Below are 13,054 nucleotides of genomic sequence, written 5' to 3' on the forward strand. Positions count from 1 at the left end.
TCAGGCACTCAGCAGACGCGCGAGCAGCCTGAACTGATGGGCCGAGATGTCCTCCGAATCGACGTCTGCGCTGTCGCTGCCCGTCAGTGTCAGCGCCCTTTCGTCGAAGGTGCGCAGCAGTGAGAACACCGCCAGGGTCTGGAGCTCGAGCGGACATTCGACGTCGATTGCCTCGGAATCACGTCCGGCGATGAGCACGGCACGCACCCATTCCTCGACTCGCTCGGCGAGCTCCCGAACTGCGGGGCTGTCAGAGTTCGCATAGACGATGTGCCACAGGAGTGTGAGCTCTGGACTGTCCGGCCATGTTCGCGCGATATCGTCCCAGACCGAGCGCGCACGGTCCCAGAACCCGTCTGTGAACGTGTCCGGAGCGGGCGGGGTCCAGGAGCGGCGAGCGGCCGCGGCGAGATCGGCGACGACGAGGGCGAAGAGGTCGTCCTTCGAATCGACGACGTGGTAGAAGGAGCTCTTGCTCATCCCGCAGGTGGCGATGATGCGATTGAGCGACGCCTCCTCGAACGTCCGCGAAGCGAATTCCCGCGCGGCGGCATCGATGAGCGCGGCGCGCTTCTCGGGGCGCATACGCGCCAACGCAGTCTCGGACACGCCGTCAGTGTAGCAATGCTCGACACGATTGTGGACCATGCGGTCCACTCGGTGATACCGTGTGTGGACCAGCCGGTCCACTTGGGTCGGCACACTGGAGAGGCCCGATGAAGGAGACCACGTATGATCATCGCGGCAATGGTCGACGACCAGCTGAAGCGAGTGAGCCCGGAAGAGCCGCGTATTCTCATCGTCGGAGCCGGAATCGCCGGCATCACGCTGGCTCAGCTCCTGCGGGCCCGCGGGATGCACCCGGTCCTCATCGACCGGTCGCCGGACTCCCGTCGGATGATCGGTGACAACCGGGCCGGATACATGCTCGCCCTCATGCCCATGGTCGATCCCATCATCGACGAACTCGAGTGCCGGGAGGCTTACCTCGAGGCCAGCGTCGGCATCGATCGCTATATCGCCCATGCGCACACCGGAAAAGTCCTCCGGCAGGACCACCTCGGTGATCTGCTGGCCGACTTCGGCGACTATCGCGGAATCTCCCGCTCCGCATTGCTCGACGTGCTCACCGACGACGACTGCCCGATCGCCTTCGGCACCACAGTGACCGGACTGTCCGACGACGGTGCCACCGTGAATCTGGTCCAGGACAGCCGATCCGAACAGCACCGTGGGCGACGGCAGCAGAACCTGGGTCAGGAGGCAGCACTCGCATTCGATGCCGTCGTCATCGCCGACGGCATGAACTCCCGCACCCGCAGACTCGTGACCGGTGGGCCCGCCGCAACCGCCACGAGCGAATCAGGCAGCGCTGCCGCTGCCGTCACCGGCGAGACCTCCCCGGAGTCGTCAGTGGACACGACCTGGGGCGGATGGGTCTGCTGGGCCGAGGCCGATGGTGATCAGAGCGCCGTCGGCGAGATCTGGGGCGATGGATTCTTCCTCGGCGTGTACCCGGTCAAGGGAGCCGTCGGAGTCTTCCTCGGTTGTCCCGACACCCGGCAGCCGCTCGGCCCCCGGCGACTCGCAGCCGAGGTTCGCAGGCGGCTGACGGTACTGACTCCGCGCATCGACGCCTGCCTCACCGCGGTCGAGGAGGCCGAAGCGCCGTTCTTCTGGCCGCTGCGGGATTCCCGGGCATTGAAGTGGAGCCATGGTCGCACGGTTCTGCTCGGCGATGCGGCCGCAGGGTTCCTTCCGACTGCCGGGATCGGTGCCGGAATGGCGATGGAATCGGCCGGGGTGCTCGCCGACGAACTCTCCGCCTCAGCGGTTGGGACGAGCGCAGCCGTCGCACTCGAACGCTTCGAAGCCCGCCAGCGGCCACGTGTCGAGGCTGCTCACGACAACTCGCGGTCCCTGGCCCGGCTGATGTTCGGCCGGTCCCGGCTCTTCGCGTTCGTCCGTGACCAGGCGTTCCGCGTCATCAGCATCCGGTCGGCGCTCAAGCCGATACTGCAGCTGCTCGAATCCCCGCCTCGGCGGATGTGACCCTCCTCCCACCCGGCGCCTGCAGCGGCCGGGGCCGACCCCGATTGTGGTAGGAATGGCCAGGGTCCTCGTGCGCGGGCCTGCCGAACCACGAACGAGGATGACCATGAGAATGCCAGCCGCCTCGGCGAACGACGAACGCCGACTCCGGCGGGGACTGAAGTCTCGCCACCTGCAGATGATCGCCATCGGCGGCGCCATCGGCACCGGACTCTTCCTCGGCTCCGGCGGCACGATCTCACAGGCCGGCCCCGGCGGTGCCCTGGTGGCCTACGCCGCGATCGGGATCATGGTCCTCTTCGTCATGCAGTCCCTCGGTGAGATGTCGACACACCTGCCCGTGGCCGGGTCGTTCCACACCTACGGCACCAAATACGTCAGTCCCTCATTCGGCTTCGCCATGGGCTGGAACTACTGGTTCAACTGGGCGATCACCCTGGCCGCCGAACTCGTCGCCGCCGGCGTCATCATGTCCTTCTGGTTCCCCGACGTGCCGTCGTGGATCTGGGCGGCGGTCTTCCTCGTCCTGCTGGCCGGGCTGAACTTCCTGTCCGCGAAGGCCTTCGGCGAGGGCGAATTCTGGTTCGCGGCCATCAAGGTCACCGCCGTGCTCGCATTCCTTGTCCTCGGTGTACTCATGATCGCCGGCATCCTCGGCGGAACCGCACCCGGTCTGAGCAACTGGACGACGGGAGAGGCTCCGTTCGTCGGCGGGTGGATGTCGGTCATCAGTGTCTTCATGATCGCCGGGTTCTCCTTCCAGGGCACGGAACTCGTCGGCGTCACCGCGGGGGAGTCGGAGAACCCGCGCAGGGACATGCCGCGCGCCATCCGCACCGTGTTCTGGCGCATCATGCTCTTCTACATCGGCGCCATCGCCGTCATCGGCTTTCTCCTGCCCTATACCGACCCCTCCCTGCTGGCCTCGGCGAACAATGAGGACATCACGGCCTCACCGTTCACTCTCGTCTTCGAACGCGCCGGCATCGCCGTGGCCGCCGGAATGATGAACGCCGTCATCCTCACCGCCATCCTCTCCGCCGGCAACTCCGGCCTCTACGCCTCCACCCGCATGCTCTACGCCATGGCGAAAGAGGGAACCGCGCCGAGGCTGTTCGCCCGCCTCAACGAACGCGGAGTCCCCGTCATGGCCCTGCTGGCCACCGCCATGATCGGACTGTTCGGATTCCTCACCGAGATCATGGGCGACGGTGGGGCCTACACCTGGCTGATCAACGTCTCCGGGCTCTCCGGCTTCATCGTCTGGGTCGGCATCGCCTGGTGCCACTTTCGGTTCCGTAGGGCCTATGTGCGTCAGGGCCATGCCGTTGCGAACCTGCCCTACCGGGCGCCGCTGTTCCCGATCGGCCCGATCATCGCGCTCATCATGCTCATCGTCGTCATCATCGGCCAGAATGTGCAGGCTGTCGTGGCCGGGCAGCTGCTCCAGGTCGCCAGCGCCTATGCCGGGCTTCCGGCGTTCCTGCTTCTGTGGCTCATCCACCGCATCGTCACCGGTCGGCGCTCACGCATGGTCGCTCTCGATGAGATGGATGTCGAGGGGCTCGAGATCAAGGCAGCTTGATTCGGTGGGCGGTCCCTCGCCGAGGCGGTCGCACAGTGACCATCACGATATCCGGAAAATGAGTTAAGCTAGGCTCGCCTAACTACTCAAGAAGGATTTCATGCGCCGTATTCTCGCCCCCGTGATCGCCTCCGTCCTCGTCCTCGCCGGCTGCGGCGTAGGAGGTGCCGCCGAGGAGGCCTCCGGGCCCACCGTTGACACGAAGTTCGGTGCCGTCGAGGTGCCCGCCGACCCGCAGAAGGTCGTGGCTCTCGGGTGGGGCGATGCCGAGACCGCACTGGCGCTCGGAGTCCAGCCCATCGGTGCCTCCGACTGGGTCGAATTCGGTGGCAAGGGAGTCGGCCCGTGGGCCGAAGATCTCTACGACGAAGCACCGGAGATCATCGCGACGATGGAACCCGACTACGAGGCCATTGCCGCACTCGAGCCCGACGTCATCCTCGATACGAACAGTTCGGGTGAGAAGGAGCGCTACGACCGTCTCTCCGAGATCGCCCCGACGGTCGGAGTTCCCGAAGGCGGCGACAACTACCTGACGACCATGGACCAGCAGGTCGAACTCGTCTCTCAGGCGCTCGGCAAGGACGACGAGGGGAAGAGGCTGCTCGACGACCTCGACAAGACCTACGCCGATGCGCGCGAAGCTCATCCCGAGTTCCAGGACAAGTCCGTGACCGTGGCAGCGAAGACCTCCGAGGGCTGGGGCGCCTATGTCGAGGAGTCAGGTCGTGTGCAGGTCATGGAGCAGCTCGGCTTCAAGCAGTCCGAGACGATTGCGGGAATGAAGGCAGAAGGCTTCTCCGTGCCGATCTCCGAGGAGAACCTCGATCAACTCGACGCAGACCTGCTTCTGACGTTCCCGATCTACATCGAGGACAAGGAAGTCACCGAGGATGCTGCCTACAAGCGCATCCCGGCCGTCGAAGATGGACACGACTTCGTTCTGACCAAGGACAACGATGACATCCGCAAGGCGTTCTCACTCAACTCGATCCTCTCGGCCGAGTACACCGCGGAGCAGCTCCCGGGACTCATCGCCGACAAGGTGAAGTAACCGACTGACGAGCGCTGCTGCGCGCCCCTGCGCAGAACTTAAGCAGAACTCACACGGCGGCACGCCACGCATCGAGGCCGAGGTCGATGATGCGGGCGTGCCGCACACTTTGCAGCGAATCGATCGGCAGCCATTCCGCCCGATCCGTCGTCCCATCGACTTCGAGAGTGCCCAGGGTGCCCCCGATGATCCGAGCCTCATAGACGACGCGGGCTCCTTTGAAGGGGCGAGCCGTCGAGTCGCCGAAAGCCGGATTGCGGCGAGGCTCTGTGAAGGAATGAGTGGTCAAGGGGCGGACCAGTTCAGCATCGAACCCGGTCTCCTCTTTGATCTCCCGGAGTGTGCCCGCTTCGATGCTTTCGTCGAACTCGATTCCGCCTCCGGGCAGCGTCCAGATCGCGTGCAGGCGGTCCTTGCCGCCGTTGAACCAGCTGAGGAGGATTTCGTCGTCGTCATTGACGATGACCGCGTAACCGGCAAGTCGAGTGTCGTATTCGGAGAAGTGCATGACCTCACCCTACCCGCGTGTGCCGGTCGCCGAAGTCGGCTGAACTCACTGAAGTCTTGTTCGGCCGACGTCGGATACTTAGTGTGAAGATATGAGCGAACAGCCGCAGACGCCGAATGACAGGCTCGTCCGTACCCGCACGATCCCCGCCTCCGTCGACCAGATCTTCACACTGCTGTCCGATCCGCGACGCCACCATGAGACCGAACCCGGCGACTGGGTCCGCGGCGCCATCGACGGCGCCCCCATCACGGAAATCGGTCAGGTCTTCTCCATGGACATGTATCTCGACGTCGTGGGCGGGGCCTACCGCGCCGACAACACCGTCACCGCCTTCGATCCTCCGCACGCCATCGCCTGGGACCCAGGCCAAGCCGACGAATCCGGACGGGTCGTCCCCGGCGGGTGGCGGTGGCGCTACGACCTCACCGAGACCGATTCCGGCACCGAGGTGGCTCTGACCTATGAGTGGTCCGCAACGACGGAAGCCACCCGGGAGGAGTTCGGCGGCTTCCCTCCGTTCCCTGTCGAATTCCTCGACGCCTCACTGGAGAGCCTCGAACGTGCCGTCACGGGCTAGGCTGGGATCGTGACCACCATCAACAGCACTCGCATCGGCGAATCCGGGCGCCTGGTCGTCTTCCTCCACGGCCTGTTCGGCCGAGGTAAGAACTTCACCCGCATCGCCAAGGACATCGAGCCCGATTTCTCCAGCCTGCTGGTCGACCTGCCCAACCACGGCGAGTCCGAATGGACCGAGACCTTCGATTACGTCGAGCTCGCCGATGCCGTGGCGGCCCATATCGCCGAGGCGGTCGCCCCCGATGATCAGCCCGTGCACCTGGTCGGACATTCCCTGGGGGGAAAGGTCGCGATGGTGCTCGCCCTGCGTCACCCGGATCTCATCGACCGGCTCGTCGTCGTCGACATCGGCCCCAACGCCGGCGGGTCCACCGGAGTCTTCGACCACCTGCTCTCCAGCCTCGCCGCCCTCGATCTCGATCGGATCGAATCGCGCACCGAGGCTGATGAGGAACTTCGGGACCCGATCCCCGAGGCCGCGATCAGGGGATTCCTGCTGCAGAACCTGCGCCCCACCTCGGCGGGGTATTCCTGGCAGCCCAACCTGGCGCTGCTGCACTCGAGCCTCGATGTCATCGGGGACTTCCCGGACATGGGCGAGACCGTGTTCGACCATCGCGTCCTCTGGGTCGCCGGTGAGAGATCGGACTACGTCGACCGTGACGACCTGCCGCAGATGCGCAGTCTGTTCCCACGCACCACACTCCTCACAGTCAAAGGCTCGGGACACTGGGTGCATTCTGAGAAACCGCGGGAGTTCGTCTCAGCGCTGACGGCATTCCTCAGCCGCCCCTGAAAAGGAATATGCTGAACGCGCTCGACGTTGCCACATCGAGCACAATTGGACTCAAACTCTCAGGAGGAATGCGTGAGCACTGCGATCCCGGCCGATCCCGCACAGAAGTTCGCCGAATACGCGGACGGAACCCGACTGGTCAGCACCGATTGGGTGGCTGAGCATGCAGGCGATCCCGGACTCGTCATCGTCGAAAGCGATGAAGACGTGCTGCTCTACGAAACCGGACACATTCCGGGAGCGGTCAAGGTCGATTGGCACACGGAACTCAACGATCCCGTCACCCGTGACTACGTCGACGGTGAGGGATTCGCCGCGCTCATGTCCGCCAAGGGCATCTCCCGCGATGACACCATCGTCGTCTACGGCGACAAGTCCAACTGGTGGGCGGCCTACGCGCTGTGGGTCTTCACTCTCTTCGGCCACGAAGACGTCCGGCTCATGGACGGCGGTCGTGCGAAATGGCAGGCCGAAGGCCGTGAGATGACCACGGAGAAGCCGCAGCCCGCACCCACCGAATACCCTGTCGTCGACCGCGACGATTCCGTCATCCGCGCCTTCCTGCCCGAGGTTCGCAGCAGCCTCGGCGATGTCCCGCTCATCGATGTGCGCAGCCCGGAGGAATACACCGGCGAACGCACCCATATGCCCGCCTACCCGGAGGAAGGCGCACTGCGCGGCGGCCATATCCCCGGCGCGAAGTCGATGCCGTGGGGCAAGGCAGCCAACGAAGACGGCACCTTCAAGTCCGCCGCCGAACTCAAGGAGCTCTACACCGAGCAGGCAGGGCTGGGCACCAGCGATGAGGTCATCGCCTACTGCCGGATCGGCGAACGCTCCAGCCACACCTGGTTCGTCCTCAAGCACCTCCTCGGATACAGCAACGTGCGCAACTACGACGGCTCCTGGACCGAATGGGGCAATGTCGTCGGCGTGCCGATCGTCACCGGAGCCGAACCCGGAGAGGTGCCCGGACGCTGATGAACGAGACGACGACGCCTAAGACCGACGATCTGCCGGAGGCGCTGGCGGAGATCGTCACGGACTTCGCCGAAACCCCGTCCGACGACCGTCTCCAGGTGCTGCTGGAGTTCGCGACGGACCTTCCCGACCTGCCGGAGAAGTACACGGACCACCCGGAGCTGCTCGAGCCGGTACCCGAATGCCAGTCGCCGATCTTCCTTGTCACCGAGGTGGCCGACCCCGAGGCGGGGGAGCGGGCGGAAGTGCGCTTGCACTTCTCCGCGCCCCCGGAGGCGCCGACCACGCGGGGCTTCGCCGGGATCCTGCACGAAGGGCTCGACGGAGCCACCGCCGAGGCGATCCTGTCGGTTCCAGCCGACCTGCCCCTGCGGCTGTCGATGTCGGAGATCGTCAGCCCGCTGAGGCTGCGCGGAATGAGCGGAATGCTCTCGCGGATCCAGCGGCAGGTGTCCGAGAGGATCGGCAAGATCACAGCCGAGTGAGATCTCTTTCGCTTGGCTGAGGTGGTCCAGTGAGTTACAGTGTGGTTAGCCTGCCCTTAGTCACCTGACCGCCACCTCACTCAAAGGACCACCTCGATGACCGGTTCCGCCACCTCTGCCGAGGCGAAACCGCATACCGACACCGGTCATCCGACAGGTGGGAGCCTGCGGACCAGAAGAGTGCTGGGGCTGGTCGCAGCGATCATTGCGCTCGTCGTCGTGATCGCAGCCTCCCTGGCGATCGGCGCCAGGGATATGCCGCTCTCGGAAGTCCTCGCAGCCCTGTTCGCACCCACCGGCAGCGACGATCAGCTCGTCGTCCTCGAACTGCGCCTGCCGCGGACCGTGCTCGGCATCCTCGTCGGCATGGGCTTGGGTCTGGCCGGCGGTCTCATCCAAGCCCTGACGCGCAATCCCCTGGCCGATCCGGGAATCCTCGGTGTCAACGCCGGAGCGTCCCTGGCGATCACGATCGGGGTCGCGTTCTTCGGGATCTCCTCAATCACCGGGTACATCTGGTTCGCGTTCGCAGGAGCCCTCGTCGCCACCGTCGGCGTCTATGTCATCGGGTCCGCGGGTCGCAGCCGCACGGTCGATCCGATCCGCCTGACTCTGGCCGGAGTCGCCGTCGCCGCTGTGCTCACCGGACTGACCAAAGCGATCCTGCTGACCAACGAACGCGCCTTCGACGCCTTCCGGTCCTGGGACGTCGGCGCAATCGCCGGCCGCGATTTCGATACGATCACCGCGATCCTGCCATTCATGGTCATCGGCACCGTGCTCGCACTGGCACTGTCCCACTCACTCAACGCCGTGGCCCTCGGCGACGATCTGGCCGCCAGCCTCGGCACCTCGGTCCACCGCACCCGAGTGCTCTCCATCCTCGCCGTGACTCTTCTTGCCGGAGCGGCCACGGCCGCAGCCGGGCCGATCGGATTCATCGGCCTGATGATTCCGCACATCGCCCGGTGGATCGTCGGTCCCGACCAGCGCTGGATCCTCGGCTACTCACTCGTCCTGTCACCCATTCTGCTCCTGGCCTCGGATGTCATCGGCAGAGTCGTGATGAAACCCGGCGAACTCCAAGTCGGAGTCGTCACCGCGTTCGTCGGTGCTCCGGTGCTCATCGCCCTTGTCCGTCGAAAGAAGGCGAGCGGCCTGTGAAGACCACCCACCTCGCGGTTCCCGACCGCAGCCTCACCGCGCACCCGCATGCACTGCCGGGGGAGAAAGTCGACTTCGGCCGCCCGATGCTGCGCGTTTTCGGATTCCGCATCGACCTGCGGGTCGTCATCACCGCCGGAATCATCACGCTTATTGCGCTGGCCTGCGGCTTCGCCGGTCTCATGCTCGGCAAGTTCTCGCTGACTCCGACCGAAGTGTTCCAGGGCCTGTTCGGAGCCGCGGAGAAGCGTATCGTCAATACCGTCGTCGGGGAGTGGCGGGCACCGCGCATCATCGCCGGCATCGTCCTCGGTGCCGGACTCGGAGTCTCCGGAGCCGTCTTCCAATCGCTGACACGCAATCCTCTCGGCTCCCCGGACATCATCGGCTTCTCCACCGGTGCCTACACCGGCGGCATCGTCACGATCATCGTCTTCGGCACGAGCTTCGTCTCCACCGCGGCAGGTGCGATCATCGGCGGACTCCTGACCGCCGTGGTCGTCTACCTGCTCACCTGGAAAGGCGGGGTCCAGGGCTTCCGGCTCATCATCGTGGGTATCGCACTGACGGCGATGCTCAACGCCTTCAACACCTGGCTGATCATGCGCGCCGATCTCGAGCTCGCCATGGCCGCTGCCACCTGGGGTGCCGGAACCCTGAATGGAATGGGCTGGTCGACGATCGCACCGGCGGCTGTGGCCACCATCGTCCTCGGTCTGGCCTGCGGACTCTTCTCCCGAGATCTCGGCACTCTGGAACTCGGCGACGATACGGCGAAAGCGCTGGGCGTACGCAACGAGCCCATCCGTGCCGTTCTCATCGTCATCGCCGTGGCCCTCGTCGCCGTGGTCACGGCCGCGGCCGGTCCGATTGCCTTCGTCGCCTTGGCCGCACCGCAGATCGGGCGGCGGATCGCGCGGGCGCAGGGCACCAGCCTGCTGACCTCCGCGGCTGTCGGAGCACTGCTCCTCGTCGCCGCCGACCTCATCGCCCAACATGCGTTCGGCGATATCCAACTGCCCGTCGGCGTCATCACCGTGAGCATCGGCGGCATCTACCTCATCTGGCTCCTCATCCAAGAAGCTCGGAAGGCATCATGAGCATTCCCAACCCCGCAAGCGCAGCCTCCCCGCTGATCGCCGAGAACCTCGACCTGGCCTATGACCAGCGCCAGATCGTCAGCGATCTCGACGTGAGCATTCCCGACGGAAAGTTCTCGATCATCGTCGGCCCCAATGCCTGCGGCAAATCGACCCTGCTGCGGGCCCTCGCGCGACTGCTGCCGCCGGCGAAGGGCACTGTACTTCTCGACGGGAACAACATCGAGAAGATGAAGACGAAGAAGATCGCCCAGCGGTTGGGTCTTCTCCCGCAGTCGTCCATCGCCCCGGACGGGATCACGGTCGCCGAGCTCGTCTCCCGCGGGCGGCACCCGCATCAGTCGTTCCTGCGCCAGTGGACCGACGCCGATGAAGCAGCTGTGCTGTCGGCACTGCGGGCGACGAACACCGAAGAGCTGTCCTCACGGCTCGTCGACGAGCTCTCCGGCGGTCAGCGCCAGCGCGTCTGGGTGGCCATGGTGCTCGCCCAGGAGACATCCCTCCTGCTGCTCGACGAACCGACGACCTTTCTCGACGTCGCCTATCAGATCGAGCTGCTCGACCTGTTCTCCCAGCTCAACCACGAATACGGGCACACGCTGGTCGCCGTCCTCCACGACCTCAACCAAGCCTGCCGCTACGCCGACGAGATCATCGCCATGAAGAACGGTTCGATCGTCGCTCAGGGGGCTCCGGAGACGATCATCACCTCGGAACTCGTCAATGAGGTCTTCGGCATCGACTGCACAGTCATCGACGATCCGGTCACGGGTGCGCCGATGATCGTGGCGGGAGCACCGAAGAAGACATTCGCTCAGCGCTGATTCTGCGTGTTCTTCTTCCCCGTGAACACGGCCTTGGCGCCGAAGATCACTGCGACGACGATGCCTCCCCAGATCGCACCGAGGATGAGGGAGAAGAACGTGTTGACGAGCCATCCCAAGAAGCTGCCGATGACCGCGTTCGCGGCGACGGGTTCTTCGAGGTGGTGGACGAATCCGTAGAGGGCGTGGAAGCCGAGCTCATCGGTGCCGACGAGGATGATGTGGCCTCCGACCCACAGCATGGCGAAGGTGCCCACGACGGAGAGCAGTGCGAGCAGCTTCGGCATCGCCTCGACGAGGAACCGTCCGAACTTCTGCTGCCGGGGCGCGTCCTTCTTCGCCATGTGCAGCCCGATGTCATCCATCTTCACGATGAGCGCGACGACGCCGTAGACACCGACGGTGATTCCGAGACCGACGATAGCGAGGATGATGGCACGGCTGGTCAGGGACTCGCCAGCCACCTCGTTGAGGGCGATGACCATGATCTCGCAGCTGAGGACGAAATCGGTGGTGATGGCCGATCGCACAACCTTCTTCTCTGCCGCCCTGCCATCGGTTGTCTGCTCTGAGGCCGGGGTGTCCTTCTCGTGGTGGGCGATCCAACCGAGTTTTTCGAAGACCTTCTCGGCACCCTCAAAGCACAGGTAGGTGCCGCCGATCATAAGCAGCGGAGTGAGGAGCCAGGGCAGAAATTGGCTGAGCAGCAGAATGACCGGGAGGATGATGATGAGCTTGTTGAACAGCGATCCGAAAGCGATGCGCCGGATGATCGGAAGCTCGCGTTTGGGGTCCACTCCTTCGACGAACTTCGGCGTCACTGCCGCGTCGTCGATGACGACGCCCGCTGCCTTCGCGCTGGCTCGCGAAGCACCCGCGGCGACGTCGTCGAGGCTGGCAGCCGAGAGTTTGACGAGTGCGGCGACGTCGTCAAGAAGTGCGATCAGACCTCCAGCCATCTAACGACCGCCGAGTTTGTGAGCGGGGCCAGGCGGCTGACGATGGAGATCACCGAGGTGGTTGTCCGCAGCATCGAAGAGCTGCAGACGGTCGCCGTCGGGTTCGACCCTCCTGGCCTTGGGAACCCAGGTGACCATTCCGGGAGCGGCCTTGAGCGTCATCATCGAGGACTTGATCATCAGACCCTCGGGCTCAGCCGACCATGAGGTCACAAGGCTGTTGGCGCCGTCGCTGCCGCGCAGTGAGCCGTCCTCGGCGAACTCGAGAAAGGCCCGCTCGTTCGTCTCGGCGACCCAGCGGCCGATGAGTTCCTGTGTCATTTGTCTTCCTTCTCCAGTCCGCCGATGACTTTCCCGTTGCTGTCTTTGACCTTCATGACATCGCCTTCGATAGTCGCCGTTGAGGCTTTGCTCAGCCAGGTGTCGACGCCGGCGCATGCTTTCTGGGTCGACATGAAGGAGTCGATGGCGATCTCGTCGCCTTTGACCTTCCAGCTCGTGACGATCGCGTTGCAGCCGTCAGAGCCTTCGAGCGAGCCGTCTTCAGAGAATTCGAGGAACGGGTCGCCCTTCTCCGGTGAGGTCCATTTACCGGTGGGATCGAGCTTGGAGGCGTCGTCGCTGGGAGACGTGGTTTCACTGGACTCGGTGGGGGAGGGGGAGCTGGGGTTTCGTGGGTCGTTACCGGTATCGCAGGCTGCCAGCGGCAGAGTGAGAGCAAGTGCAGCGAGACCGAGCGCGAGCCTCGAGGCGGGTCTTGCAGCGGCCGGGGTGCGAAGTTTTGTGTGGTTCGGCATGTCCCTGATCATAACGGCACCGATTTCGAGCGACCTGGACGAACACAGGACAGCTTGTGTAGTCGGACTTCTGTAAGTTGTGTTCACCTGCGACATTGATGGTTTTTGCATTGCGTCGTGATCAAACCGTAACCTTTCACACGGTTGGAAATCTGACACCGGAGACG

At 64.6% G+C, this 13,054-nt stretch carries 15 protein-coding genes; 10 read left to right on the plus strand and 5 right to left on the minus strand.

Features of this window, described 5'->3' with window-relative positions; genetic code table 11:
• Positions 1 to 609 carry a TetR/AcrR family transcriptional regulator gene (locus LJ362_RS06515; protein WP_264801339.1) on the minus strand — a complete coding sequence of 203 codons (609 nt, stop codon included), beginning with the start codon at positions 607 to 609 and terminating at the stop codon, positions 1 to 3.
• Positions 610 to 732: 123 nt separating this feature from the next.
• Here LJ362_RS06515 and LJ362_RS06520 point away from each other — a divergent pair, with 123 nt between their 5' ends.
• The 3 genes from LJ362_RS06520 to LJ362_RS06530 all read left to right on the plus strand — a co-directional run bounded on the left by LJ362_RS06520 (position 733) and on the right by LJ362_RS06530 (position 4,691).
• On the plus strand, positions 733 to 2,052 hold the full coding sequence (locus tag LJ362_RS06520; protein WP_264801340.1) for an FAD-dependent oxidoreductase: 1,320 nt from the start codon (positions 733 to 735) through the stop codon (positions 2,050 to 2,052).
• 106 nt (positions 2,053 to 2,158) lie between these two features.
• Positions 2,159 to 3,637 (plus strand): amino acid permease, encoded by a 1,479-nt coding sequence (locus LJ362_RS06525; RefSeq protein ID WP_320109159.1) that lies wholly within the window; start codon positions 2,159 to 2,161, stop codon positions 3,635 to 3,637.
• A gap of 100 nt (positions 3,638 to 3,737) precedes the next feature.
• On the plus strand, positions 3,738 to 4,691 hold the full coding sequence (locus LJ362_RS06530) for an iron-siderophore ABC transporter substrate-binding protein (protein ID WP_264801341.1): 954 nt from the start codon (positions 3,738 to 3,740) through the stop codon (positions 4,689 to 4,691).
• Positions 4,692 to 4,740: 49 nt separating this feature from the next.
• Here the strand turns inward: LJ362_RS06530 and LJ362_RS06535 are convergent, their stop codons facing one another.
• Positions 4,741 to 5,199, minus strand: a complete 459-nt coding sequence (locus LJ362_RS06535; RefSeq protein WP_264801342.1) for an NUDIX hydrolase — start codon at positions 5,197 to 5,199, stop codon at positions 4,741 to 4,743.
• Between the two features lie 91 nt (positions 5,200 to 5,290).
• Between LJ362_RS06535 and LJ362_RS06540 the strand changes: the two genes are divergently transcribed.
• The 7 genes from LJ362_RS06540 (at position 5,291) to LJ362_RS06570 (ending at position 11,131) form a co-directional block, all read left to right on the plus strand.
• Positions 5,291 to 5,779 carry an SRPBCC family protein gene (locus LJ362_RS06540; protein ID WP_264801343.1) on the plus strand — a complete coding sequence of 163 codons (489 nt, stop codon included), beginning with the start codon at positions 5,291 to 5,293 and terminating at the stop codon, positions 5,777 to 5,779.
• Between the two features lie 9 nt (positions 5,780 to 5,788).
• Complete coding sequence (locus tag LJ362_RS06545; protein WP_264801344.1) at positions 5,789 to 6,577, plus strand: alpha/beta fold hydrolase; 789 nt, start codon at positions 5,789 to 5,791, stop codon at positions 6,575 to 6,577.
• A gap of 72 nt (positions 6,578 to 6,649) precedes the next feature.
• The gene (locus tag LJ362_RS06550) at positions 6,650 to 7,558 is read left to right on the plus strand and encodes a sulfurtransferase (RefSeq protein ID WP_264801345.1); all 909 of its coding nucleotides are present in this window, start codon (positions 6,650 to 6,652) and stop codon (positions 7,556 to 7,558) included.
• Positions 7,558 to 8,043: a SufE family protein gene (locus LJ362_RS06555; RefSeq protein ID WP_264801346.1), complete on the plus strand. Its 486-nt coding sequence runs from the start codon at positions 7,558 to 7,560 to the stop codon at positions 8,041 to 8,043. Before LJ362_RS06550 ends, LJ362_RS06555 begins: the two co-directional genes overlap by 1 nt.
• Positions 8,044 to 8,139: 96 nt before the next feature.
• A complete protein-coding gene (locus LJ362_RS06560; RefSeq protein WP_264801347.1) occupies positions 8,140 to 9,207 on the plus strand; it encodes an iron chelate uptake ABC transporter family permease subunit in 1,068 nt (355 codons plus the stop codon).
• A gap of 86 nt (positions 9,208 to 9,293) precedes the next feature.
• Complete coding sequence (locus tag LJ362_RS06565; RefSeq protein ID WP_139467407.1) at positions 9,294 to 10,307, plus strand: FecCD family ABC transporter permease; 1,014 nt, start codon at positions 9,294 to 9,296, stop codon at positions 10,305 to 10,307.
• Positions 10,304 to 11,131 (plus strand): ABC transporter ATP-binding protein, encoded by an 828-nt coding sequence (locus tag LJ362_RS06570; protein WP_264801349.1) that lies wholly within the window; start codon positions 10,304 to 10,306, stop codon positions 11,129 to 11,131. The genes LJ362_RS06565 and LJ362_RS06570 overlap by 4 nt, the downstream gene beginning before the upstream one ends.
• Here the strand turns inward: LJ362_RS06570 and LJ362_RS06575 are convergent.
• From LJ362_RS06575 to LJ362_RS06585, 3 genes are read right to left on the minus strand one after another with little or no spacing between them, the layout of a single operon-like run.
• Complete coding sequence (locus LJ362_RS06575) at positions 11,122 to 12,090, minus strand: DUF808 domain-containing protein (RefSeq protein ID WP_264801350.1); 969 nt, start codon at positions 12,088 to 12,090, stop codon at positions 11,122 to 11,124. The genes LJ362_RS06570 and LJ362_RS06575 overlap by 10 nt on opposite strands.
• Positions 12,091 to 12,411 carry an META domain-containing protein gene (locus LJ362_RS06580; protein WP_264801351.1) on the minus strand — a complete coding sequence of 107 codons (321 nt, stop codon included), beginning with the start codon at positions 12,409 to 12,411 and terminating at the stop codon, positions 12,091 to 12,093.
• Positions 12,408 to 12,887: an META domain-containing protein gene (locus LJ362_RS06585; protein ID WP_264801353.1), complete on the minus strand. Its 480-nt coding sequence runs from the start codon at positions 12,885 to 12,887 to the stop codon at positions 12,408 to 12,410. Before LJ362_RS06585 ends, LJ362_RS06580 begins: the two co-directional genes overlap by 4 nt.
• Between the last annotated feature and the right edge of the window lie 167 nt (positions 12,888 to 13,054).

It is taken from the genome of Brevibacterium sp. JSBI002 (genome assembly GCF_026013965.1).
In the GTDB taxonomy this organism is placed as follows: domain Bacteria; phylum Actinomycetota; class Actinomycetes; order Actinomycetales; family Brevibacteriaceae; genus Brevibacterium.